The sequence below is a fragment of the Labrenzia sp. THAF187b genome (assembly GCF_009363375.1).
Lineage (GTDB): Bacteria > Pseudomonadota > Alphaproteobacteria > Rhizobiales > Stappiaceae > Roseibium > Roseibium algicola.
Window position 1 is genome coordinate 5,385,810 of the sequence record NZ_CP045344.1, and the last position, 24,484, is coordinate 5,410,293.

A 24,484-nucleotide genomic window follows, 5' to 3' on the forward strand; every position below is an offset into this window, starting at 1 on the left:
GAGTGAAGGTGGATGCCCGCACACCGGGCGCGAGCATCCGCTTTGCGGTATGGGTCAGTCTTCCCAATAGACCGCCGTCAGATCCGTTGCCTGGGTCGGCTGGTTTTCCCAGAGCCCCTTGATCTTGGCGTCGGCGATGGTCGGGAATGCGAGCTGGAACAGGTAGGTGTTGACGTAGTCTCCGGAGATCGTCTCCTGAGCCTGTTTCAGAAGGTCGGAGCGTTTTGCCGGATCGTTCTCCGCCGTCAGATCGGCAATGAGCTTCTGGAAGTCCGCATTGTCATACTGGAAATAGTAATCCGGCCGGGCATAGATGCCGATATCCATCGGCTCGGTATGGCTGACGATTGTCAGGCCGAAATCCTTGCCCTTGAAGACCTGCTCCAGCCACTGCGCCCATTCCAGGTTGGTGATTTCCGTTTCGATACCGACGGCGCGGAGTTGTGCGGCGATGATCTCCCCGCCCCGGCGGGCATAGGATGGCGGCGGCAGCTTGAGCGTGGTGGTGAAACCATCCGCATAGCCGGCCTCGGCCAGCAGCTTCTTGGCGAGGTCCGGATCGTACTGGCTGCTCCCCGTCAGATCGACGTAATCGGGGTTATGCGGTGCAAAATGCGTTCCGATCGGCGTGCCGTAGCCGAACATCGCGCCATCGATGATCGCCTGCCGGTCAACCGCGTGGGCAATCGCTTCGCGCACCTTGATGTTGTCGAGCGGCGGCAACTTGTTGTTGGCTGCAAGAATGGTCTCGCCTTCGGTAGAGCCGACCAGCACCTGGAAGCGGGCGTCGGCCTCAAACTGCGGCAGGTTTTCCGGCGCCGGAAAACCGACGAAGGCGTTGACGTCTTCCGCCATCACGGCCGCGAAGGCTGCCGTCGGATCGGAAATGAACTTGAAGGTGACCTTGTCGAGCTTGGCCGGTTCACCCCAGTAGTCTGCGTTCTTTTCCAGATCGATCCGGTCGCCCTGCACCCAGTCGGTGAACTTGAACGCGCCCGTTCCAACCGGCTTGCTCTTGATATCGCCAATGGATTCGGGAGCGACAATAACCGCATCGCCCCAGGCCATGTTGAACAGGAAACTGCCGTTCGGCTCCTTGAGCGTTACCTTCACGGTCAGCGGATCCACGACTTCCACGCTCTCGATACCGGCAAACAGAGCTTTCTGGGCGTTCTGACTGTCGTCTGCGCGGGCACGATCGAGGCTGAACTTTACGTCGTCCGCCGTCAGATCAGATCCATCGTGAAATTTCACGCCGTTGTGCAGCTTGAAGGTATAGGTCTTGCCGTCCTCGGAAATCTCCCAGCTTTCGGCCAGCCCGGGATTGACCGAGCCATCGGGACCGAAGCGGGTCAGACCTTCGAAGACGTTGGAGTAAAGGACGGAATCAATCGCGCCTGCAGCGGCACCAGTCGGGTCCAGATGTGGCGGTTCCAGTTGCATGGCAACCACGATATCGCTTTTTGCATGGGCCATTCCCATGCTCGCTGCCAGCGCCAAAGCACTGACCAGACCCAATCCAAACTTACGCAAACGCATGACTTCCCCCTTTATTGAGGCTGCTTTCGCAAGGCCTTGCCAACAGCTCGATCAGCGAACGGCCCATGACCTTCGCAGAATCGAGCATGTCATCCACTCCCACATATTCGTCCGGTTTATGTGCCAGATCCAGAATGCCCGGGCCATAGGCGATACAATTTTTCAGTTTGCCGATACGATCGATATGCTTCTGGTCGTAGGTACCCGGGCTGACGACATATTCAGCTTCACGGCCCATGGTTTCGGCAATGGCCTTGGCGACGGTCCGCACGACGGGCGCATCCTTTTCGGTCATGGTGGGCAGCACCCTGTGCAGTTCCCGCAAGTCGTAGCGGAACTTGTCGCGCCGTCCTTCAACCGTCTTCAGAACTTCCAGAACTTCCGCCTGCACGTCGTCGATATTCTCTTCCAGCAGGAACCGGCGGTCGATCACCATCCGGCAACTGTCCGGCACGCAGGGGCTCGGAAGCCCGGTAAAGTCCGCATCGCCTTCCGATTGACCACCGTGGATGGAATTGATGTTGAGCGTCGACTGTTTCGCGCCTTCCGGCACCACCGGCATTTCGGTGCGCTTTTGCGCGAGCGCCGGAAACAGGCTCTGCTCCATCTCGTCGATCACCGCTCCCATGTGACGGACGGCACAATCGCCGAGGAACGGCATAGAGCCATGAGCGATCTCTCCGAATGTCTCCAGCTCGGCCCACCAGACACCTCGGTGACCGAGGCAGATCCGATCCTTGTTCAGCGGCTCGGGAATGATGACGTGCTGAACCCGGTCCGGACTGAAATAGCCCTTGCCTGCAAGATAGGCGACGCCGCCGTAGCCCCCCGATTCCTCGTCGGCCGTTCCGCTGATCTCGATAGCTCCGGCAAAGTCCGGACAGACCGCAAGGAAAGCCTCGGCTGCAACGATGCTGGCAGCAAGGCCGCCCTTCATGTCGCAGGCGCCTCGGCCGTAAATCTTGCCGTCGACAAGTTCCCCGCCGAACGGATCCTTTGTCCAGCCGTGGCCGACGTCGACAACGTCGATATGACTGTTGAAGTGCACGCATTCGCCCGGTCGGTCGCCATCCCGGCGCGCGACGATGTTCCAGCGCGGATACTTGTCGCTGTCGCCTGGCGTTCCATGCGCCCGGATCAGTTCGATGTCGAAGCCGGACCTGGACAGACGCTTCTGCAGATAATCGCAGATATCGCGGTAGTTCTCGCCGGGCGGGTTGAGCGTGGGAATGCGCAGAAGGTCCTGGGTCAACGCGATCAGATCCTCGCGCCTTCCGTCGATCTCCCGGATCAGGTCGTCTGCTAGCGCCATCCCGTCTCAGCCTCCCCTTGGTAAAAGCAACGAGAACTATGCTACCGTCAAACTACGGTGCCAATACCGTAGGAACACGGTGGAACATGACAGACCTCGACCAACTGGCCTTCGAAAACGCGCCCATGGGTTTGGCGCTGACCGAAAACCGGATCATTCGTGCCTGCAATCAGACATTCGTTGAGATGTTCGGGTTCAAGAAGTCTCAGCTGATCGGGCAGAGTTTCCGGTTGCTCTACGGCACGGATCAGGAATTTCACCAGATCCGCGACATTGGCCTGGAGCCCTTGCGCCGGTCCCTGCCCTACACGGACGAGCGGTTGATGCGCCGGTCTGATGGAACGCCTATCTGGTGCCGGTTCCGGGCAAGAACCCTGACGCCGGAAACACCGCTGGCGCGGATCGTCCTGAGTTTCGCCCTGATCGACAATGCTGCCGCCGGGCCGAAGCTGACACCGCGCGAACGCGATGTCCTGCTGCTTCTTTCCCAGGGGCAGACCAGCAAGGAGATGGGCCGCATTCTGGGACTCTCGCCCAGAACCGTCGAAGACGTGCGCGCGCGGCTCCTGAAGAAGTTTCAGGTCAAAAGCGTTGCCGTGCTGCTGTCCCGGCTTTCTGGACAATAGATGGCACGCTTCTGTTCGCTTGTTACTCGCCTGGTTTCAAACCATTGGGCTTGAAGGCCCCGCCGAAGGGAGACGGATTGGCTTTCACCGGCGCTTCAAGCGGCGCCGTGGACGCAGGTGCCTGGTTCTGCTGTTGCGCTTCCATCTTCCGGCGCTGCTCCTCCAGAAGTTCCTGCTGACGAGCGCGCTTGTCATCGAGGATCTGCTGTTTGCAAACGCCAGCATCGTGCTGCGAACCCTGATAGGTGGCAAAGCCTGCAACACCCAGAAGGATCACGAAGATCGTCAGCGGGTGGACCAGTGTCCGCAGAACCGGATTGCCGTAAATGCGGGAACGCGCAGCAGTGCCGGTCCGCATCACTTCCTTCCGCCGCATGTGGGCTTCGTGGACCACTGCCCCGATCAGCGTAACCCCGATGATGATGACCGCGAGCGCCGACAAGGAAGGGTCTGTCCCATGACGAACCTTGGAAGCCAGTGCCGTGGTGAACGTATTGCCGGAGAGGATCGTGAAGACAGTGGTGTTGTAGTTCTCGAAAGATGCCAGGAAGGTCAGAAACGCGGCAGAGCCGATGGCCGGCCACAGGAACGGCAACAGGATCTTGCGGAAGGCCTGTCCCGGCGTCGCGCCGAGATCGAGTGCGGCTTCCGTCAGGATCGGATCGAAGCGCTGCAGTCTTGCGAGAAACACCAGCATCGCATAGGCGGAAATGAAGGTGACCTGACCGGCAAGTGTCAGAAACATGCCTTTGTAGAAGATCGAACCGTAGTCCGCGCCAACGGACCTGCCGAAAGCGCCCCAGAAGACAATGGTCGAGATGCCCAGAACGACGCCTGGAATGAGGATAGGCGTGATCAGCACCGTGTAGAGCGCCGCACGCAGGCGCGGTCCGAGCTCCGAGAGCGCAAGCGCTCCCGCCAGCCCGATCGGCACGGCAATGACCACCACACTGATGGCGATCACCAAGCTGTTGGCCAGCCCGCTCATAAGACGGTCATTGGCGAAGAGAACGCCAAACCAATCCGTCGTGAAGCATTCCCATGGCGTGATCCGCGGGAAGGAGGACGAATTGAACGCCGTGATCACCATGATGATCAGCGGCCCGAACAGGAAGGTGAAGAAAAGCAGGGAGAAGCCTGCCGCGACCACGCCGCCACCTGTGCCCCGGTTCATCGGCCGATCTCCCCGATGGAGACCTTGAAGATCCGCATCAGCATCATGACGAAGGAGATGCAGACAATCAGCAGGATCACCGCATAGGCCGAACCGCGTTGCCAGTTGGCGCTCTCGTTGAACCACTGGTAGATGAGCTGGGTGAACCAGAGATTGGAAGGACCGCCGAGGATCTGGGGGGCTGCAAGCGCACCTGCCGTCAGCATGAACACCATGGTTGCCCCGGAGGCGATGCCCGGCTTGGCAACCGGCAGCACCACCCGCCAATGCACCCGCCACCAGCTGGCCCCCATGTCCCTTGCCGCTTCGATCTGGTTGCGGTCGAGCGCCTCGACGGCATTGAAGATCGGGAAAACCATCAGGAGGATGTAGGCATAGGTCAGCCCGGAATAGAGCGCGACGTCAGCCCGGATGAAATCGACAGGCTGATCCCACAGCCCCACCGACATGCCGATGCCGTTGATGAGGCCCGTTGAACCGAACAGGACACGGAAGGCGAAGGCACGCAGGATCTCGTTGACCCAGAAGGGCACGATCAGGCCGATGACCATCATCCGCGCCGCAACGCCGGTGGCCGAATGAGCGAGAATGAAGGCGATCGGGTAGCAGAGCAGAATGTCGATACAGGTGACGAACACCGCCGCGATCAGGGTCTTGAACAGGATACCGATATCGAGCGTGTTGACCGTGCCGTCGTTGCCTTGGAAAAAATACGAATAGTTTTCAAGAGTATAGACATCTTGCGGTCCACCGACTTCAGCTGCCGGCAGGTTGAACCGGAAGGAATAGTCGAGCATTGCCACCTGCGGCAGCGTGATCAGGCAGATGACCCAGAACAGGACTGCCACGGCGACGAACGATGCAGCGCCAAGACCATGCTTGCCGGAAATTTCCCTGAATACGTTTTGAAGCGCTTTCATCCTCACGCTCCCGCAAGTGCGCCATGTGGCAGGACAATTGCCTGCTCTGGCGTGAAGCCGAGCGAAACGGCACCACCGGAGAGATTGTCCGGCGCTCCGCCAAGGCTGACCCGGGTGAGCCGAAGCTGGACACCGTTCGCTTCCAGGAACATCTGCCGCGAATTGCCTTCGAACTCTTCCTTCACCCAGTTCGCTGTCAGGCTGTTGGGGGCACCATCACCAAGGCTCAGTTGCTCGGGTCGAATGAACAGGATGCAGTCTTCGCCCGCCTTGTATTGGCGCCCGCCTGCTGCCCTTCCCTGCAGGCGGCCGAGTGGCGTTTCAACGGAAACCAGCGCTTCCGACTGCTGGGCAACCTTGCCTTCGATGGCATTGGTCTCGCCCACGAATGAGGCGACAAACGAAGTCTTCGGCCGATTGTAGATGGTTTCCGGCGGGTCGACCTGCTCGATAACGCCGGAGTTCATGACCGCGACGCGGTCCGACATGGTCAGGGCCTCGCCCTGATCGTGGGTGATATAGATGAAGGTCAACCCGACGCGCTGCTGGATGGCGCGCAGTTCGGTGCGCATGTGGTGGCGCAGTTTCAGATCGAGCGCGGACAGCGGCTCATCAAGAAGCAGAATATCCGGCTCGACCGCCAGCGCACGGGCAATCGCCACACGCTGTCGCTGACCGCCGGAAAGCTCGTGCACCTTTTTGTCGCCGACACCGGGAAGCGCGATCATGTCCAGAAGTTCGTCTGCCCGCTTGCGCCGGTCCTTGCGGCCGATGCCCCGGACCTCCAACGGAAAGGCGATGTTGTCGGCAACGCTCATCAGCGGAAAGAGAGCAAGGTTCTGGAAGATCAGCGCTGTCGGGCGCTTGTTCGGGCCGATGCCCTTCATGTCCTGCCCGCCGATCAACACCCGGCCTTCGGACGGATCGGAGAAGCCGGAAATACACCGCAGCAAGGTGGTCTTGCCACAGCCGGATGGCCCCAGGAAGGAGAAGAACTCGCCGCCCTTGATGACGAGATGTGCATTGTCGACCGCGGTATAGGCCCCAAAACGAATGGAAACGTGATCCAGAACAATATCTTTTGTGGCCATGGCGCTCTCAGAAGGACGGCGGGAAAGGGAGACGGAAAAAGGGCGGCTTGGCGCCGGACGCATTGCGCCCGGCACCCGCCATTGAGAAAGCCGGAGAGGCCTTAAGCGGACAGGAACTTGTTGGTGTATTCGGTCCGTTTTTCCGAGTACCAGGGGGCTTCCGCCGGCCAGGCATTCAGGTTGTCCAGCGCTTCGCCCGGATAAGCATCGGCAAAGTTCTTGGCATAGATTTCGCCGCCGAATTCGGCCGCGCCGATTACCGGTGAATTGTAACCGTGGGTCTTGATGGCTTCGCCGGCGAGCTTGGCGTCGTAAGCCGTCTCGATGAAGGCATAGATCTGGTCAATGTTCTTCGCTCCGGTCGGCATGGCCAGTCCATCGACCCAGGCCATCGCACCTTCCTTCGGCGCCCGGTACATGACCGGCTCACCAGCCGTTTTCAGGGCAAGCGGAGGTCCGTCCCAGGTCTGGCCGACGATCACGCCTTCGTTCAGGAGACCGTTCTTCTGGGTATCCGCATCGTTCCAGATCAGCTTGATGTTCGGCTTCTTGGCGATGGCGGCCTCAACGACCTTGGTCCAGACCTCGTCCATCTTTTCCGGGCTCTCGTAAGCAGCCCACATGGAACCCGGCTCCAGTTCGCCGCGGCCTTCAAGGCCGAGACCGAGGCCAAGCAGCATGGAATGTCCACGGCCCATTGTCTTGCCGGCATTGGCTTCATCCCAGACATCGTAATAGCTCGGGAATTCGCCACCGGGAACAAAGGCGTCCGTCCGCCAGGCAATGCCTTCCGTGCCCCAGATATGCGGCAGCCAGAAGACGCCCTTGCCGTCGAAGTTCCAGTGGGTTTCGCCAAGAGCCATTGAAGGGTTGACCTTGTCGAGCGCGACCTTCGACATATCGAACGGCTGCAAGAGGCCAAGTTCTGCCCACAGAAGGTTGCGGTTCACGGTCGGTGAAACGATGTCGAAGCCTTCGCCGTTGGTGGCCTTCAGCTTGTTGATGATCTCCTCGTTGGAGCCGATGCCGGTGAAGTTGATCTTGATGCCGGTCTTGTCCGTGAAGCCGTTGACGAAGCTTTCCGGCAGATAGTCCGACCACATCATGATGTTGATTTCACCGGACGAGGCCAGCACGCTGGAGCTGACGATTGCCGGCATGGACAGCCCTGCGCCTGCCGCGGCTGCGGTTTTCAGGAAATCGCGCCGCGTTGCGGATGCTCCCTTTTTAAAACTGATCATGACTTCCCCTTCACTGTTGGTCTCACCAAACTGTTCCTCGTTCTGGCGCGTTACAGGCCGCATTTTTCTGGAAAGGGTCGCATTGCCCGGACGATCCTGCGCCGCGTTGCAAGAAAGGATATTGCGGTGCAATATTCACCCTTAGAGCCAGAGAGTGAAAACTATGGAGCCAGAGGAATTGCCGGGCTTTGCAGGTTCGGGAAACAGCTTCAAACTACCGCCTTCGGGCCAACCGAATTCAGGGACGACCACAAAGTTCAAATGCTTGCGACCTATTTCGATACGCCCTTCGATCCGGGCAGACGACTGCAGCACCAGATTCAGGAACGGCTTATAGAGGCCATTCTGGACGGCGTGTGGCCCCTGCACGAACCGCTGCCGGCAACCCGTGTCTTTTCCAGCGAGATAAAGGTTTCCAGAAACACGGTTGCCATCGTCTATGAGAGACTGGTTGAGGACGGTTATCTGAAGTCGGTCAGCCGGCGCGGGTATTTCATCAACGAACGGCACATCCGCGAGCAGCTCAACATCCGGGTCGATGATCACGCCAAGGACATCCTGCCCACCGCCGAACAGCCCTTCAATCCGCAAGCCTTTCTGACCTACAGCTACGCGGCCCAGGAAAACATTTCAAAACCGGCCGACTGGCAGTCCTATCCCTACCCTTTCATCTATGGCCAGCTTGCTCCGGACAAGACATCCGTCGCGCGCTGGCGCGATTGTGTCCGGTTGGCAGGCACTGCCCAGCACGCCCCGACCTGGATCGGCGATCTGGTCGATCAGGACGACCCGATGCTGGTCAACCAGATTATCCGCCGAATGCTGCCGCAACGGGGCTTCCGGGCAGAGCCGGACGAGATTCTGGTAACAGTCGGCGCCCAGAATGCCCTCTTCCTGGTGGCGCAGCTCTTTTGCCGACCCGGGGTCAGGACGGACATGGAAGAGCCCGGCTATGTGGACACCCGCAACATCTTCCAATCCTTCGGGGCAGAGCTGAAGTATCACCCGGTCGATTCAAACGGCATGCGGGTTGGAGACGAGCTGAAGGGGGCACGGCTTGTTTACGTAACACCCGGCCATCAGTCCCCAACCAACGTCACCATGTCGATGGAGCGGCGTCTGCGGTTGCTGGCCCATGCCGAAACGCATGATTTCATCGTTCTGGAAGACGATTATGAGCATGAGCTGAATTTCATCGGAGCACAGAAACCGTCCTTGCGCAGTTTCGACCGTACCGGACGTGTGATCCACGTTGCCAGTCTTTCCAAGGCCCTGTTTCCGGGATTGCGGCTCGGTTTCATCGCTGCGGACAGGCGCATTATCAAAGAGCTTCGAGCCCTTCGCCGATTGATGTATCGGCACACCTCAGCGCTCGACCAGCGGGCGATGGCGATCTTTCTGTCCGAGGGCCATTACGATTCCCATATCCGACGTCAGCGAAAGGTGCTGTCGCAGAAATGGAAGAAGATCTTCAGGCTCATCGAAACGCATCTGCCGACCTGCCAGGCAACAGTCACGACGGGTGGGTCAGGCGTGTGGATCAGGCTACCGGAGAGTATCCGCGCTGCGGAACTGCAATCGAGAGCCGCGCGGCAAGGACTCCTGATCGAGGCAGGAGACGACAGGTATTTCTCCCCGAATAGTCCGCGAAACCGGATCCGCCTGGGCTTCGGTGCGATTGCCGAAGAAAAGATGGAGCCGGGCATCAAGCTGCTCGGCCAACTTCTGGCAGACAGCAGGTAGCGATCCCGGCTCAAAGCCGGGATACCCCGCGACAGGCAGCTTACAGCTCTGCCTTGCCCAACACCTTCTGGAGGACATCAATCATCATCGAGAGATCTTCTTCCGATGTGGTGAGTGCCGGGGCGAAGATCAGCGCATCGCCGGTTGCTTTCACATGCAGGCCTTCGTCGAAAAGCTTCCGCTGCACCAGAGATCCCTTGGCTCCGGGCGTTTCGCCCGGTGTCAGCTGAATGCCGGACATCATGCCGTGACCACGCAGGTCGTGGACATGTGGCAGATTGCGAAGGCTGAAAACACCGTCGAGGAATGTTGACGAGAGGCTTGCCGCCCGCTCGAAAAGACCTTCGGTCTTGTAGATGTCAAGTGTTGCCAGCGCCGCGGCGCAGGCAACCGGGTGGGCGGAGTAGGTATAACCGTGCATAAGTTCCGGCCGATCCGCGGTGATGGAATCAATGACGGCTTTCTGGATCTCCGTCTTTACCGCGACAGCGCTCATGGGGATCGCGCCGTTGGTAATCGCCTTCGCCATCGTCATGACATCCGGTGTGACGCCGAATTCCTGTGCCGCGAAGGCTGAGCCCGTCCGGCCGAAACCGGTGATGACTTCGTCGAACACCAGCAGAATGCCGTATTTGTCGGCGATCTCGCGCAGCTTCTGCAAATACCCGAGGGGAGGCACGATAGTGCCGATAGAGCCGGCAATCGGCTCGACAAAGACCGCGGCAATGGTCTCGCCGCCGTAGGTCTTGCAGATCTCTTCCAGATCTTCGGCAATCCCCGCGCCGTCTTGCGGTTGCCCTCTCGTGAAGCGCTGATCCTCGTTCCAGGTGTGGCGCATGTGAACGACGTCGCAGGTAACACCGGAAAAATCCCGCCGGTTGTTGACCATGCCCGCCAGCGATGTGCCGCCGAGGTTGACCCCGTGATAGGCCCAGGCCCGCGAAACAAAACGGGTGCGCTGAGGCTCGCCTTTGGCCTTGTGATAGGCAAGGCAGATCTTGATGGCGGAATCGACGGCTTCAGACCCGGAAGACCCGAAAAAGATGCGGTCGAGTCCTTCCGGCAGAATTCCGCTGAGCGCCTCGGCAAGTTCGAAGGAGATCGGCGCTGCGCGCTGGAAGTGCGGGGAATAATCCAGAACCTGAAGCTGCTTGTAGACGGCTTCGGCAATCTCCTTGCGGCCATGCCCCGCTGCACAGGTGAACAGGCCTGACGATCCGTCCAGGATTTCCCGCCCCTCGGGCGTCCAATACCGCACGCCCTCCGCCCGCGCGAACATCTGCGGTTCCTTGTGGAAGAGACGGTTGTTGGTGAACGGAAGCCAGTGGTGATCCATGTTGATCGGCATCTGGGTCATGGCGCAGGGTCCTTCAGATCGGAGCATTCCCATCACTCCTAGGACCAGTCGCAAACCCGCCGTAGAGCCAGCGCTTGAATTCATAGGAGCCAGAGGCCCAAAGCCTGCTTTTGGCGTTGTGCTGGCGGGGCAGCTGCCTATGGTCCGGTCAAGCGACTGTTTCAGATACATCAGAAAGGCAGGCTCATGAGCGGCACAATCCTCATTACCGGGACGACCTCCGGCTTCGGTCAGGCGATGGCCCGGCTGTTCGTGCAAAACGGATGGAAGGTTATCGGCACCGGCCGGCGCGCGGATCGGCTGGAAAAGCTGAAGACGGATCTCGGCGAGGCATTTCACGCGCTTGTCTTCGACATCATGGACGAAGCTGCAACAACTGCGGCCCTCGCCGGCCTGCCGGAGGACTTTCAGGAGATCGACATCCTCGTCAACAATGCCGGTCTTGCCCTCGGCACGGCTTCGGCACCGGCGACGAAACTCTCCGACTGGAAGACCATGATCGATACCAACATCACCGGTCTCGTCACCATCACCGACCAGCTTCTGCCGAAGCTGATCGAGCGCAAGGGCATGGTCGTGAACATCTCCTCCATTGCCGCCAACTGGCCCTATCCGGGCGGAAACGTCTATGCGGGTACCAAGGCATTCCTGCGCCAGTTCTCGCTTGGCCTGCGGTCGGATCTTCACGGCAAGGGGGTGCGGGTTACCTCCATCGAACCGGGCCTATGCGAAAGCGAATTCACGCTGGTGCGTACCGGAGGCAACCAGGAAAGCTACGATGCTCTTTATGGCGGCGCCAACGCGATCCAGCCGGAAGATATCGCCAGCACGGTCTATTGGGTCGCGACACAGCCCCCGCATCTCAACATCAACTCGCTGGAACTGATGCCCGTCAGCCAGTCCTGGGCCGGCTGGCAGATCGCCAGAGAGGGCTGAGGTGAACCTGTGGCGGCGCTGCTCGTCCACGGACAAAGCGGATTTCTATCAATCTGTTCACATGCGCCTCACCAGCCACATAGGATACTGGATCCCGGTCTTGACGCTGACGCGACAAACCGGGACGACAAGCAGGAGATGCAGAGCGTCCCTTCCTCAAAAACGTCAACGGCCGCACGCGTCACCGCGTCCGGCCGTGACTGTTCATACAAGATCCCGAACGATCAGGCCTTGGTCACCTTCTGGGTCTGGCTGCCCAGCTTGTCGATGCCAAGCGTCATGACTTCACCGCCCTTCAGGTAGACCGGCGGCTTCTGCCCCATGCCAACACCCGGAGGCGTGCCGGTGGAGATGACGTCGCCAGGCTGCAGGCTCATGAAGCGGCTGAGATAGGAGATCAGGAACGGTACCCGGTAGACCATCGTCTTGGTGGAGCCGTTCTGGTAGCGCTTGCCGTCCACTTCCAGCCACATGCCGAGATCGTCGAAGTCGCCGACTTCATCCGGCGTTACCAGCCAGGGGCCGATCGGGCCGAAGGTATCGCAACCCTTGCCCTTGTCCCAGGTGCCGGACCGTTCGATCTGGAATTCGCGTTCGGAGACATCGTTGATCACGCAGAAACCGGCGACATGGTTCATCGCATCGGCTTCCTCGATATAGGCACCGCCCTTGCCGATAACGACGCCGAGTTCAACTTCCCAGTCGGTTTTCTGCGAGCCGCGCGGGATCTTCACGTCGTCATCCGGACCGACAATGGCCGAGGTCCACTTGTTGAAGACCACCGGTTCCGGCGGCACATCCATGCCGGATTCCGCAGCGTGGTCGGCATAGTTGAGGCCGATGCAGATGAACTTGCCGATATTGCCGACGCAAGGTCCGACGCGCAGATCCTGCTGCGGAGCGCCCTCCACCAGTGGCAGCGAAGCGACGTCGAGCCCCTGCAGGTGTTGAATGCTTTCAGGCAGGAGAGCATCGCCGGCGATATCCGCGACAACGGAAGAAAGATCACGAACGCGGTTGTCGGCATCGAGAACACCGGGTTTTTCCTGTCCCGGAGCGCCAAATCTCAGCAATTTCATAAAGGATCGTCCTTGAGTGGTTGGAGCCCGGTTGCGCGTGCAACTGGGCTCGATGGAGTTGGTTACGACAAAATCGATCAGTCGTACAAGACAGCAGCGATCTTCGGATCGTCAATGTTGGATTTGTCGTAGTAGTAGAAGCCGGTGTCGATATGTGCCGGAACTTCCTTGCCCTGTGATGCTTCGAGGGCTGCTTTCACGGTTTCATAGCCGATGCCGACCGGGTTCTGGGTGATCGCACCGGCCATAACGCCGTTGCGGATCGCATCCTTCTGGGCCTTGCCACTGTCGTAGCCGATGATGACCACATCGGACTTGCCCATTTCGGAGACACCGTTCACCACACCAAGGGCAGACCCTTCGTTGGCACCGAAGATGCCCTTCAGATCCGGATTGGCTGTCAGGATGGCCTTGGTGAGTTCTGTCGACTTCAGATGGTCACCGCCGCCATATTGAACGGTGACGACCTCGATATCCGGATGATTTGCCTTCATCTGGTTGACGAAACCGTCGACACGGTCAATGCCGGTCCGGCTCGTCTGGTCATGTGCCACCACGGCAACCTGGCCAGCACCGCCGATCAGCTCTGCCATCTTGTCGGCAGCCAGTGCTGCTGCAGCAATGTTATCGGTCGACGCTGTCGACACCGGAATATCGCTATCGACACCACTGTCGAACGCGATGACCGGAATGCCCTTTTCCTGAGCCTGCTTCAGAAGCGGAATGGCAGCCTGACTGTCGAGAGCGGCAAAGCCGATTGCCGTCGGGTTCTTGGCAAGGGCAGCGGCCAGCATGTCGATCTGGCGGTCGACCATGGTCTCGTTGTCCGGGCCTTCAAAGGTGATGGTGACACCCAGCTCCGAGGCGGCCTGATCGGCTCCAGCCTTCACGGCCTGCCAGAACTGGTGCTGGAAACCTTTGGAGATGAGCGGAATGTAGGTTTCCTGGGCGAAGGCAAAGTTCCCGGAAAGCATCAGGGCAGCGGCACTTGCAGCTCCGATAAGAGTACGTCTGTTCAGCATATTCCTCTCCTGTGGTTGGGTTGGACGGAAGGTCCGGTACCGGGGTGTGACCACCCTCTTGTGTGTTGATGAAACTCAGGCTTTGCGCCTGCGCACCATGTCCGCGTAAACGGCCAGGATGATGATTGCGCCGGTCACCACCGTCTGCCACTCCTGGGCGACGGACAGGACCCGCAAACCGTTGGTCAGGACGGCCATGATCAGGGCACCGATCAGGGTCCCGAGAACCGTGCCCCGCCCACCGGAAAGCGACGTGCCACCAATCACGACAGCCGCGATGGCTTCCAGCTCGTAGCCGAGACCCAGCGCCGGCTGGGCGGAGTTCAGGCGCGAGGCGATCAGGATCCCGGCAATGCCGCAGATCGCACCGGCCAGCGCATAGACCGACATTTTCCAGAAGTCGGTGTTGACGCCGGAAAGGCGAACCGCCTCTTCGTTGGAGCCCAGCGCGAACGTGTAGCGGCCAAGCACCGTACGGCCGAGAATGTAGGATGCTGCCCCTGCCACCAGGAAAAGGATCAAGACACCGTTCGGGATCGGCAGAGCCGGGAAAATGTCGCCTATCAGCGAGCCGCGGGAAATCAGGTCGAAGCCGGGCGTGTCGTTGAAATAGATCGGTCGGGTTCCGGAAATCACCAGCGACAGGCCTTTCAGGATCAGCATCATGCCGAGGGTCGCGATGAACGGCGGGATTTTCATCTTGGCGATGAAGGTGCCCGAACACAGGCCGCAGAGCGCACCGGTCGCGATGGCGGCAATCACACCGAGCGGCAGCGGCATGCCGAGGTTTGTCAGAACGACGCCTGCGATGACCGCGCAGAACGTCATCAAGGTTCCGACGGAAAGATCGATCCCGCCGGTGATGATCACCAGGGTCGCCGCAACAGCCAAGACGCCATTGACCGAGGTCGCCTGCAGGATCGCGATCATGTTGGAGGTTTGCATGAAGTTGGGTGAAGCGATCGAGAAACCGATCAGCAGAAGAACCAGGCTGGCAAAGGCCAGCAGCTTCTGGTGCGCCCCAGTCTCGATCAGACGTGCAACGAGCGACGGCGAGGAGGACGGGTTGACGGCGGTCATTGCTGGTATCCTTCTGGCTGCATGGATGGCGCCCGAAGCGTCGCCAGATGCATGATGTCTTCCTGCGTGGTGGTTTCACCGCCCGGCAGGATGCCGGTGAGACGGCCTTCGCACATCACGGCAATGCGATGGCTGAGACGCATGATCTCCGGCAATTCCGAGGAGATGACGATGATCGCCCTGCCCTCGTTGGCCAATGCCTTCAGCAGTTTGTAGATTTCCGACTTGGCACCGACGTCGATACCGCGGGTCGGCTCGTCGAAGATCAGGATGTCGCAATCCCGGTAGAGCCACTTGGCGATGACGACCTTCTGCTGGTTGCCACCGGAAAGCAGGCGGACTTCCTGCCGGTCGGACGGCGTGCGGATTTCCAGTTTGGCGATATAGTCCTGCGCCGTCTTGCGCATGGCATCGTCATTCAGGACGCCAAACCGGCTGGAAAAGCGATCGAGGCTGGCCAGCGCCACATTGGTCCGGACATCCATACCGGTGGCCAGACCGAAATGCTTGCGATCTTCCGAAAGGTATCCGATCCCCGCCTTCACGGCGTCGGAAGGTTTCGATATCGAACGGGGCTTGCCGTGAACCCGGATCTCGCCGCTGTCGCGCGGATCAGCTCCGAAAATCGCCCGTGCCACTTCCGTCCGCCCTGCTCCCATCAAGCCGGCAAAGCCGAGGATCTCGCCTTTCTTGACGGAAAAGCTGACGTCGCGGATCTCGCGCCCCCTGTTCAATCCGCGTATGTCCAGTACCGTCTCGGCGTCGGACAGGTCGGGGATGACGATGGCCTCGCTGGTTAGTTCCCTGCCCACCATCATGGAGATGATCTTGGAAACAGGCGTCTGCGCTGCATCAACGGTGCCGACATAGGAGCCGTCACGCATGACCGTCACCCGGTCGGCGATCTGTTTCAGCTCGTCCATCTTGTGGCTGATGTAGATGATGCCCACGCCATCGGCTTTCAGCCGGCGGATGATGGTGAAGAGTTCGGCGATTTCCGCATCATTCAGGGCGGCGGTCGGCTCGTCCATGATGAGGACGCGTGACCGGTAGGACAGTGCCTTGGCGATCTCGACCATCTGCTGACGGGCAATGGTGAGTTCACCGACGATCGTCTTCGGGTTCATCTTCAGGTTCATGGACTTGAAGATTTCGAGCGCCTGTGCGTTGAGCGCCGTCTCATCCAGACGGCCGAAACGCTTGCGCGGTTCCCGGCCGATAAAGATGTTCTGCGCGACCGACAGATCATTCATCAGGCTGAGTTCCTGGTGAATGATACCGATGCCCAGCGCCTGGGCGGCCCGTGGACCATCGATCTCCACTGCCTGACCGTTGACCAGCAGCTCGCCGCCGTCCCTGGGGTAAATGCCGGACAGGATCTTCATCAGCGTCGACTTGCCAGCGCCGTTTTCACCCATCAGGGCATGCACTTCGCCGCTGTTCAGGTCGAAGCTGACATTCTTGAGGGCGTGCACACCGGGGAAGCGTTTTTCGATCCCCGTCATCCTCACCAGATTTGTCATGGTGCGGTCCTCCCAAACCGCGACGAAGACGCCACCGTCAGATGGTGACACCTCCGTCGACCAGAAGTGCCTGACCGGAAACGAACTTGCTTTCGTCGGAAAGCAGGTAAACGACCATCGGCGTCATATCGTCGACGGTTGCCAGACGGCCCATGGGCTGGCGGGCAATGAAATTCTTCTCCGCTTCCACCGGATCCGGCGCCGAGGCGATCCGGCCGCGCAAGGACGGGGTATCGACGGTGCCCGGGCACAGCGCGTTGCAACGGATGCCTTCCTTGACGAAATCCGCGGCAACGCCCTTGGTCAGGCCGATCACCGCCGCCTTGGTGGCACCGTAGGCCGTGCGCATCGGAAAGCCCTTGATGGACGATGCCATCGACGACATGTTCAGGATCGATGCCGTACCGGTTGTCTTGGCGCGTTCGCGCATGCCCGGCAGGAAAGCTTGCGTCATCCGGTACATGGAGGTGACGTTCAGCTCGAAGCTGAAGGCCCAGTCGTCTTCGGTGATATCGAGGACAGAGCCGTTGTGAACGAAGCCCGCACAGTTGAAGAGCCCATCGAGCGCCGGAAGTTTTTTGGCCAGGGCGTCAACGGCTGCGCGATCACAGACATCCAGTTTGCGGATCTCGATACCGGGGCATTCGCCGGGAAGCGTCGACAGCGTTTCCTCGTTGATGTCCGCGGCGTAGACCTTTGCGCCTTCCCTGGCACAGGCAATCGCGCTTGCACGGCCGATACCCTGCCCGGCTGCCGTCACCAAAATTGTTTTATCTTTCAAGCGCACTGAAATCCTCCCGAAAGTCCGCGCATTGTCACCACGTTCTGCCGGATGCGGCTACATCACCGCACCGATCTGCCACGGCACGAACTCCACTCCGCCGAAGCCGAGTTCCTCGCTTTTGGATTGTTTTCCGGAGGCAACGGCGATGATCATTTCGAAGATCTCCTCACCCTTGGCTTCCAGACTGACATTGTCGGAGATCACGTCACCGCAATTGATGTCCATGTCTTCCGACATCCGGCCATACATCTCGCTGTTTGTGGCAAGTTTGATGCAAGGGGTCGGCATGTAACCGGAAACGGAGCCCCGTCCGGTCGTGAAGACGATGATATTGGCACCCGAGGCGATCTGACCGGTCACCGAACACGGATCGAAGCCTGGGCTGTCCATGAAGACGAAACCCTTCTTGTCGACGGGTTCGCCAAACTTGTAGACGTCCACAAGAGGGGCTGAGCCTCCCTTGGCCGCTGCACCAAGAGACTTTTCCAGGATTGTGGTCAATCCGCCGCGCTTGTTGCCGGGCGATGGATTGTTGTCCATCTCGCCGCCATTGCGGGCAGTGTAGTCTTCCCACCAGCGCACACGCTCGATCAGCTTCTTGCCGACATCGACGGAAACCGCCCGGCGGGTCAGAAGGTGCTCCGCGCCGTAGATCTCCGACGTTTCGGACAGGATCGTGGTACCGCCGTGACGGACCAGAAGATCGGAGGCAATCCCGAGTGCCGGATTGGCAGTGATGCCGGAATATCCGTCCGAGCCGCCGCACTGCATTCCGACGGTGATTTCGGAAATCGGCACCGGCGTGCGCTCGGCCTTGTTGGCAAGTTCGGCAAGCGCCCGCAACTCTTTCAGCCCGGCCTCGATGGTCTTGCGCGTGCCGCCGGTCTGCTGAATGGTCATGTAGCGCAAGTCGCCATCAGGGCGGATCTTGCGGTCACCGACGAGGTCGGCAATCTGCATGACCTCACAGCCAAGACCAATCAGCAGGATGGCCGCGAAATTCGGATGCTGGGCATAACCGGAAAGCGTCCGGAACAGCGTTGCGTAGCCTTCGTCCTTGCCGGACATGCCGCAGCCGGTTCCGTGAACGATTGGCACGATGCCGTCGACATTCGGAAACTCGTCCAGCAGACCGGACTTCTCGGCAGCTTCCGCAATGAATTTTGCGACAGACCCCGAGCAGTTCACCGAGGTCAGAATGCCGATGTAATTGCGCGTGCCTGCTCGCCCCGTTTGCCGGCGGTACCCGAGAAAGGTGCGCTCTTCAGTTGCGGGCTCAAGCGGGATCGAGGCTTCGGCGTGCTGATAGTCCTGGCTGTGATCGCCCATGCCGAGGTTATGAACATGGACATGCTCCCCCGGCTTGATGTCTGCCTTCGCCTGGCCGATGATTTGACCGTACCGAATGACGTTTTCGCCAGCGGAGATCGGTTTGCGGGCAATCTTGTGGCCGCGCATGACCTGCCCGGGCAGCGGACAGTCAACATGGGCAACGCTTGCGCCGGCCGCAATATCCTGAAGGGCGATGACCACATTGTCATCGGCATTCAGAAGGATCGAATTGGCATGAGGCTGCAACACGTCTCTCTCCCCTTTACGGCCGCCACGGTTGGTCCGCCTTGTCACTCCAAGATGACAAGACCCTTCTCAACCTGCTGACAAAAATCAGCTTTTTACGCTTCTCCGAGCACTCTCCATGGAGCATCGGCACGGCCGGTCTTTCTTCACGATTAGCTTGACAGGGTAACTGTGTCAACTAACATGTTAGCATTCAATAGAGTTGACAATGTCCCTGACCAACGAACAAGATTTTCCCGAGATCACCCTGCCCGACATTGGCAAACTGTCCGGCTCGCTGGCACAGCGTGTCTATGAGGCGCTGCGCTCGTCCATCCTGGCGATGGACCTGCCCCCGGGCACCCTCCTCAGGAAACAAGTCATCTGCGAGCAGCTTGGTGTCTCCCGCTCGCCGGTGACGGAGGCGATCACCCGGCTTGCAGGCGAAGGCCTTGTCGAAGTCATTCCTCAGTCCGGCTCCCGTGTGACCAAATTCTCCATGTCGGAAATCCGCGAGGGCGCCTTCCTGCGGGAAGCCATCGAACTGGCGGCGGTTTCCAAGGTGGCGGCGGAGCGCACCGAAGAGCAGTTGACGGAGTTGAACCGCAATTTGCGGCTGCAGGCTCTTTGCCTGGAAGATCACGACGAAACCGGCTTCTACCGGGAAGACGAGCGCATGCACGAGCTTATCTTCTCCTTCACCGGCTACCCGAAGCTCCACAACCTGTCTGCCACCGGGTGGATGCAGGTCAACCGGGCACGGCAACTGCTGCTCCCCATGCGCGGCAGGGCCTTTGAAGCCTATGACGAGCACCGGGTCATCGTGGAAGCAATCCGCGACCGCGATCCGGAACGGGCACGCCAGGCAATGCAAAAGCACCTGAGCGAACTTGTCACGCGCCTGGAACCGCTCGCCGAGACCAGGCCAGACCTGTTCGACTGAAAACCTGGCCCCTGGCCCGACACCAGACCGCAGATCATGCGGCGTTAAAGCAGCTCCTGAGGAAACATCCAGAGGAAACACATGACCGCTCTAAGAACACAGCGGCTGAACAGCAGAACCGCTAGGCCGATCGATCTGACGGAGATGGGTTTCGGCGGCGCGCCGCTCGGCAATCTCTACCGCAAGGTTTCGGAAGAAGATGCCCAGGCAGCCCTTCAGGCGGCCTATGACAACGGCATCCGCTACTTTGACACGGCGCCGCAATACGGCCTCGGCCGATCGGAAATGCGCTTTGCCACTGCCATCAAGCGTTTTGGCCGCGAGAACATTCAGCTTTCCACCAAGATCGGCCGCCTGCTGCTGGATTGCGAGCCGCACGAGGTGACGCCGGAAGCCTTTGTCGATGTGCCGCAAAAGCGGATCGTCTTCGACTACAGCTATGACGGCGTCATGCGCAGCTACGAGGCAAGCCGACAGCGACTGGAGGTCGCCAACGCGGACATCCTTTTCGTACATGACGTCTGCGCCTTTTCGCAGGGCTCTCAGGAAGCCAGCGATGCCCGCGTCCGCGAGCTTTTCGAATTCGGCGGCTACAAGGCGCTTACCGAGTTGAAAGAGGCCGGGGACGTTGCGGCCATCGGCGCAGGGGTAAACGAATGGCAGGTTTGCGAAAAGCTGCTGGGCCTTGCCGATTTCGACTGTTTCCTGCTTGCCGGCCGCTACACGCTTCTGGAACAGGACGCCCTTGAGAGCTTCCTGCCGCTTTGCGAGCAACGGGACGTCGGCATCATTCTGGGCGGGCCGTATAACTCCGGCATTCTGGCAACCGGGGCCGTTCCCGGTGCGAAATACAACTACGCCGATGCACCGCCGGAGATCCTTGAGCGCGTGCGCAGGATCGAGGATGTCTGCCGCAGCCATTCAGTGCCGCTGATCGCGGCCGCACTGCAGTTCGTGCTTGGGCATCCAAGTGTGAAGACCGTCATCCCCGGCGCGGTGAACGCGGCCGAGGTTGAAGCCAATATTGCTCTCTTGAAGACCGATATCCCTGCCGCACTCTGGTCAGACCTCAGGTCTGCTGGCCTGATCCGCCCCGATGCCCCCTTGCCGAGCGAGACCACCCATGTTGCGTAACCTTCCCCCCATCCTGAACCCTTCGCTGCTTTATGCCCTCAGAGCCATGGGGCACGGCGACGAGATCGCCATTGTCGACGCCAATTTCCCGGCGGAAAGCTCCGGTCCCGATTGTGTTCGTCTCGATGGCATTTCGGCAACAGACACGCTGAAGGCGATCCTGTCAGTGATGCCGCTCGACACGTTCGTCGCCACCCCCGCCCGGACGATGCAGGTGGTCGGTGATCCGGACGCGGTGCCGGAGATTGTCACCGAGTTCCAGACCATCATCGATGACACCGCCGACAAGCCGGCCAGGATTTCAACGCTGGAACGCCACGCCTTTTATGACGCAGCCAGCCATGCCTTTGCCGTGGTGCAGACAGGCGAGACCCGCCTCTACGGCAACATCATTCTGACCAAAGGCATTATCGAGCCATGACCCGCAGATATCATGTGATATCCAACCCCTGCCTTTAGCTTCAGTCGCCCTTAGACTCGCCGCCCCGGCGTCAATCCATTCACCTTCTCGATGATCGACGCGGCATCGATACCGAAATGGCGGTAGAGATCGCCAATCGTACCGGTCTGGCCGAAATGTTCGACACCGAGCGGGATGGTCTGTTGACCGGCGACGCCGCCAAGCCAGGCGAGCGTTGCCGGGTGGCCGTCGATCACGGTGATCAGTTTGCAATGGCCGGGCAGATCGCCCAGCAGTTGCTCGATATGGGACCTGGCAGCCGCATTGCCACGAGACCTTGCTCTTTGCGCCGCCGTCCAGCCCGCGTTGAGGCGGTCGGCGGACGTGACAGCTAGAACACCGACATCCCGCCGGTTACCGGCGAGTTCGCCCGCCGCCTTGATGGCTTCAGGCGCAATGACGCCCTGATAGGCGATCACAACTTCGCAGTTGGGGCCGGGTTTGCGAAGCCAGTAGGCACCGTCAATGGCGCCCTGGCGGAAGGCATCGTCGGCCCGTTTGACCGGCTGTTCGATCGGGTTGGTCGACAGGCGCAGATAGACGGAGCCACCGGTCTCGTCGCGCAGCCAGGTGCGTTCGTCCGGATCGCCCTCGCCGTCGCGCTGCAGGTAATCGAAGGCCCATTCCATGATCACGGCCAGTTCGTCGGCAAAGGCGGGTTCGAATGCGGCCAGTCCATCCTGGCTCATGCCGATCAGCGGTGTGCCGATGGACTGATGCGCACCGCCTTCCGGCGACAGGGTCACACCGGATGGCGTGCCGACAATCATGAAGCGGGCATCCTGATAACAGGCATAGTTGAGCGCATCGAGCCCCCGGCAAACAAAGGGATCATAGACTGTGCCGATGGGGATCAACCTTTCGCCAAAAAGCGAATGAGAAAGACCGGCAGCCCCCAGCAGCAGGAACAGGTTCATCTCGGCGATGCCGAGTTCGATATGCTGGCCTTCCGGCGTGAACTCCCACTTCGCAGTCGAGGGAATCCTGTGCTCGATAAAGGCATCCGCCATGGCCTTGCGGGCGAAAAGCTTGCGCCGGTTGACCCAGGGACCAAGGTTGGTGGTGCCGGTGACATCCGGTGAGGTCGTAACGATACGCTCGGCCAGTTTGCTGTCGCCCTTGGAGAGATCGTCCAGCACCTTGCCGAAGGCCATCTGGGTGGAAATATCCCGGTCGGAGGCAAGCTCGATGGCAGGTACGGCGATCTTGTCGTCAGAGAACCGGCGGGTGCCTTTGGCAAAGAACGGCACCTGATCCAGAAATGCCTTCAGCGCTCCAACGTCCGGTACTGTCGCGAAAGGTTCCCATTCCTCGCCTTCCGCAACGCCCATGTGTTTCTGCCATTCGGCCATCTGGGTCTTGTTCATCAGGCCGCCGTGATTGTCCTTGTGGCCGGCAATCGGCGTGCCCCACCCCTTGATGGTATAGGCAAGGAAGCAGGTCGGCTTGTCGTGATCGATGGCGGCAAAGGCTTCCGCCATGGTCTCGGTGCAATTGCCGCCGAGATTTTCCATGAGATCCGCCAGTTCATCATCCGAACGGCGGTCGATCAGCGCGGTGACATCGCCCTGGTCGCCCAGGTCGTCCATCAGGCGTTTGCGCCAGACGGCTCCCCCCATGAAGGTGAGCGCGGAATAATCCTGGTTAGAGCAATCGTCGATCCACTGGCGCAGCTTGTCGCCGCCGGGTTCGGCAAAGGCGGCGCGCTGCAAGACCCCGTATTTGACCCGGACCACCTGCCAGCCGAAGGCATCGAAGATTTTCTCGACCCGATCAAAGAGCCCCTCACGAACGATACCGTCGAGCGACTGGCGGTTATAATCGATGATCCACCAGCAGTTCCTGAGATCGTTCTTCCAGCCCTCCTGAAGGGCTTCATACACATTGCCTTCGTCGAGTTCAGCATCGCCGACCAGAGCGATCATGCGGCCGAGCGGCTTGTCGCCCGACCAGCTCTTGGCCGCGATATAGTCCTGTACCAGCGACGCGAAGGAGGTAATCGCGACACCGAGCCCAACCGAACCGGTGGAGAAATCGACATCATCGATGTCCTTGGTACGCGAAGGATAGGACTGAACGCCGCCGTAACCGCGGAAGTTTTCCATCTTTTCGCGCGTCTGATTACCCATCAGGTACTGGATCGCATGGAAGATCGGCGAGGCATGCGGCTTGACCGCCACCCGGTCTTCCGGCCGGAGAACAGAGAAGTAGAGCGCTGTCATGATCGAAACCATGGAAGCCGAACTTGCCTGATGCCCGCCGATCTTGATGCCATCCACCTTCGGACGCACGTGGTTGGCGTGATGGATCATCCAGTGCGACAGCCACAACAGGCGCTGTTCGATGGTCTTCAGGTGTTCGGTGCTCATGGAGGCGTTCCCGTTAAGTGCGTACTTGCCGTTACTCTAGCTTCGGGCAAGAACTGGTTTCTTGCTATTTCCTAATCTTTTCGGCTAAGTCTTGGAGAGTTTCACCAAGATTGAGGCCTTCCTTGGCGATTTCCGACACGCTCGACACATTTGATATCCAGATCCTGCGGGAGCTGCGCCAGAACGGCAGAATTTCAATTCAGGATCTTTCCGAACGCATCGGCCTGAGTGCGACACCGGCAGCCCGCCGCCTGAGGCACCTGGAAGACCGCGGCATCGTGACAGGATATTGCGCGCTGATCGACGAGGTGAAGCTCGGCTACGAGGTTTCGGTCTTCGTGTCCGTTCAGCTCGACAAGCAGATCGACGTCACCCTGGACCAGTTCGAAGCCGCCATTCAGGCGTTTCCGGAAGTCGTCGACTGCTGGCTGATGACCGGCAACCGGGACTATCTCCTGCGCGTGGCAACCACCGGGCTCGCCGCCTTCGAAACCTTCCTGACCGGAAAGCTGACCAAGGTGCCCGGTGTCGCCAACATCGAAAGCTCCATTCCGCTGCGGCGCGTGAAATCCGGTGTCGCACGGACGCCCTGAT

General features: G+C 59.9%; 21 protein-coding genes. 7 read left to right on the top strand and 14 right to left on the bottom strand.

The window, feature by feature from the left end:
• Nucleotides 1-54: 54 nt before the first annotated feature.
• Together FIV03_RS24760 and FIV03_RS24765 are read right to left on the bottom strand one after the other, a co-directional pair.
• Nucleotides 55-1,539, bottom strand: coding sequence for an ABC transporter substrate-binding protein (locus FIV03_RS24760; protein ID WP_152511346.1), 1,485 nt, complete (start codon nucleotides 1,537-1,539; stop codon nucleotides 55-57).
• Nucleotides 1,526-2,851: an acetylornithine deacetylase/succinyl-diaminopimelate desuccinylase family protein gene (locus tag FIV03_RS24765; protein ID WP_022997676.1), complete on the bottom strand. Its 1,326-nt coding sequence runs from the start codon at nucleotides 2,849-2,851 to the stop codon at nucleotides 1,526-1,528. Before FIV03_RS24765 ends, FIV03_RS24760 begins: the two co-directional genes overlap by 14 nt.
• An 86-nt stretch (nucleotides 2,852-2,937) precedes the next feature.
• Between FIV03_RS24765 and FIV03_RS31940 the strand changes: the two genes are divergently transcribed.
• Nucleotides 2,938-3,477 carry a PAS and helix-turn-helix domain-containing protein gene (locus FIV03_RS31940; RefSeq protein WP_077290327.1) on the top strand — a complete coding sequence of 180 codons (540 nt, stop codon included), beginning with the start codon at nucleotides 2,938-2,940 and terminating at the stop codon, nucleotides 3,475-3,477.
• Nucleotides 3,478-3,499: 22 nt separating this feature from the next.
• Here FIV03_RS31940 and FIV03_RS24775 read toward each other — a convergent pair whose 3' ends face one another.
• The 4 genes from FIV03_RS24775 to FIV03_RS24790 all read right to left on the bottom strand — a co-directional run bounded on the left by FIV03_RS24775 (nucleotide 3,500) and on the right by FIV03_RS24790 (nucleotide 7,903).
• The gene (locus FIV03_RS24775) at nucleotides 3,500-4,651 is read right to left on the bottom strand and encodes an ABC transporter permease (protein WP_152511347.1); all 1,152 of its coding nucleotides are present in this window, start codon (nucleotides 4,649-4,651) and stop codon (nucleotides 3,500-3,502) included.
• Nucleotides 4,648-5,571, bottom strand: coding sequence for an ABC transporter permease (locus FIV03_RS24780; RefSeq protein ID WP_022997679.1), 924 nt, complete (start codon nucleotides 5,569-5,571; stop codon nucleotides 4,648-4,650). The genes FIV03_RS24775 and FIV03_RS24780 overlap by 4 nt, the downstream gene beginning before the upstream one ends.
• Before the next feature lie 2 nt (nucleotides 5,572-5,573).
• Nucleotides 5,574-6,662 carry an ABC transporter ATP-binding protein gene (locus FIV03_RS24785; protein ID WP_152511348.1) on the bottom strand — a complete coding sequence of 363 codons (1,089 nt, stop codon included), beginning with the start codon at nucleotides 6,660-6,662 and terminating at the stop codon, nucleotides 5,574-5,576.
• A 101-nt stretch (nucleotides 6,663-6,763) separates the two neighbouring features.
• Complete coding sequence (locus tag FIV03_RS24790) at nucleotides 6,764-7,903, bottom strand: substrate-binding domain-containing protein (RefSeq protein ID WP_075282063.1); 1,140 nt, start codon at nucleotides 7,901-7,903, stop codon at nucleotides 6,764-6,766.
• A 261-nt stretch (nucleotides 7,904-8,164) separates the two neighbouring features.
• On the opposite strand from FIV03_RS24790, the gene FIV03_RS24795 reads away from it, so the two are divergent.
• Nucleotides 8,165-9,646 carry a PLP-dependent aminotransferase family protein gene (locus FIV03_RS24795; protein WP_152511349.1) on the top strand — a complete coding sequence of 494 codons (1,482 nt, stop codon included), beginning with the start codon at nucleotides 8,165-8,167 and terminating at the stop codon, nucleotides 9,644-9,646.
• Between the two features lie 40 nt (nucleotides 9,647-9,686).
• On the opposite strand, the gene FIV03_RS24800 is transcribed toward FIV03_RS24795, so the two are convergent.
• A complete protein-coding gene (locus tag FIV03_RS24800; protein ID WP_286202231.1) occupies nucleotides 9,687-11,030 on the bottom strand; it encodes an aminotransferase class III-fold pyridoxal phosphate-dependent enzyme in 1,344 nt (447 codons plus the stop codon).
• 159 nt (nucleotides 11,031-11,189) lie between these two features.
• Between FIV03_RS24800 and FIV03_RS24805 the strand changes: the two genes are divergently transcribed.
• A complete protein-coding gene (locus tag FIV03_RS24805) occupies nucleotides 11,190-11,939 on the top strand; it encodes an SDR family NAD(P)-dependent oxidoreductase (RefSeq protein ID WP_152511350.1) in 750 nt (249 codons plus the stop codon).
• A gap of 224 nt (nucleotides 11,940-12,163) precedes the next feature.
• On the opposite strand, the gene FIV03_RS24810 is transcribed toward FIV03_RS24805, so the two are convergent.
• From FIV03_RS24810 to FIV03_RS24835, 6 genes are all read right to left on the bottom strand, one after another.
• The gene (locus FIV03_RS24810) at nucleotides 12,164-13,018 is read right to left on the bottom strand and encodes a fumarylacetoacetate hydrolase family protein (protein ID WP_152511351.1); all 855 of its coding nucleotides are present in this window, start codon (nucleotides 13,016-13,018) and stop codon (nucleotides 12,164-12,166) included.
• Nucleotides 13,019-13,095: 77 nt separating this feature from the next.
• On the bottom strand, nucleotides 13,096-14,040 hold the full coding sequence (locus FIV03_RS24815; protein ID WP_022997686.1) for an ABC transporter substrate-binding protein: 945 nt from the start codon (nucleotides 14,038-14,040) through the stop codon (nucleotides 13,096-13,098).
• Between the two features lie 75 nt (nucleotides 14,041-14,115).
• The gene (locus FIV03_RS24820; protein ID WP_152511352.1) at nucleotides 14,116-15,120 is read right to left on the bottom strand and encodes an ABC transporter permease; all 1,005 of its coding nucleotides are present in this window, start codon (nucleotides 15,118-15,120) and stop codon (nucleotides 14,116-14,118) included.
• The gene (locus tag FIV03_RS24825; protein WP_152511353.1) at nucleotides 15,117-16,643 is read right to left on the bottom strand and encodes a sugar ABC transporter ATP-binding protein; all 1,527 of its coding nucleotides are present in this window, start codon (nucleotides 16,641-16,643) and stop codon (nucleotides 15,117-15,119) included. Before FIV03_RS24825 ends, FIV03_RS24820 begins: the two co-directional genes overlap by 4 nt.
• A gap of 37 nt (nucleotides 16,644-16,680) precedes the next feature.
• Nucleotides 16,681-17,436 carry an SDR family oxidoreductase gene (locus FIV03_RS24830; protein WP_209010107.1) on the bottom strand — a complete coding sequence of 252 codons (756 nt, stop codon included), beginning with the start codon at nucleotides 17,434-17,436 and terminating at the stop codon, nucleotides 16,681-16,683.
• Between the two features lie 45 nt (nucleotides 17,437-17,481).
• Complete coding sequence (locus FIV03_RS24835) at nucleotides 17,482-19,008, bottom strand: altronate dehydratase family protein (protein ID WP_152511355.1); 1,527 nt, start codon at nucleotides 19,006-19,008, stop codon at nucleotides 17,482-17,484.
• Between the two features lie 205 nt (nucleotides 19,009-19,213).
• On the opposite strand from FIV03_RS24835, the gene FIV03_RS24840 reads away from it, so the two are divergent.
• The 3 genes from FIV03_RS24840 (at nucleotide 19,214) to FIV03_RS24850 (ending at nucleotide 21,482) form a co-directional block, all read left to right on the top strand.
• A complete protein-coding gene (locus tag FIV03_RS24840; RefSeq protein WP_152511356.1) occupies nucleotides 19,214-19,927 on the top strand; it encodes a GntR family transcriptional regulator in 714 nt (237 codons plus the stop codon).
• A gap of 81 nt (nucleotides 19,928-20,008) precedes the next feature.
• Complete coding sequence (locus FIV03_RS24845) at nucleotides 20,009-21,061, top strand: aldo/keto reductase (protein WP_152511357.1); 1,053 nt, start codon at nucleotides 20,009-20,011, stop codon at nucleotides 21,059-21,061.
• The gene (locus tag FIV03_RS24850; protein WP_152511358.1) at nucleotides 21,051-21,482 is read left to right on the top strand and encodes an RbsD/FucU domain-containing protein; all 432 of its coding nucleotides are present in this window, start codon (nucleotides 21,051-21,053) and stop codon (nucleotides 21,480-21,482) included. The genes FIV03_RS24845 and FIV03_RS24850 overlap by 11 nt, the downstream gene beginning before the upstream one ends.
• 50 nt (nucleotides 21,483-21,532) lie before the next feature.
• Here FIV03_RS24850 and FIV03_RS24855 read toward each other — a convergent pair whose 3' ends face one another.
• Entirely contained in the window at nucleotides 21,533-23,890 is a 2,358-nt protein-coding gene (locus FIV03_RS24855; RefSeq protein WP_152511359.1) for a 1-deoxy-D-xylulose-5-phosphate synthase N-terminal domain-containing protein, read from the bottom strand.
• A gap of 128 nt (nucleotides 23,891-24,018) precedes the next feature.
• On the opposite strand from FIV03_RS24855, the gene FIV03_RS24860 reads away from it, so the two are divergent.
• Nucleotides 24,019-24,483, top strand: a complete 465-nt coding sequence (locus FIV03_RS24860) for an Lrp/AsnC family transcriptional regulator (RefSeq protein WP_173014004.1) — start codon at nucleotides 24,019-24,021, stop codon at nucleotides 24,481-24,483.
• Nucleotide 24,484: the final 1 nt, after the last annotated feature.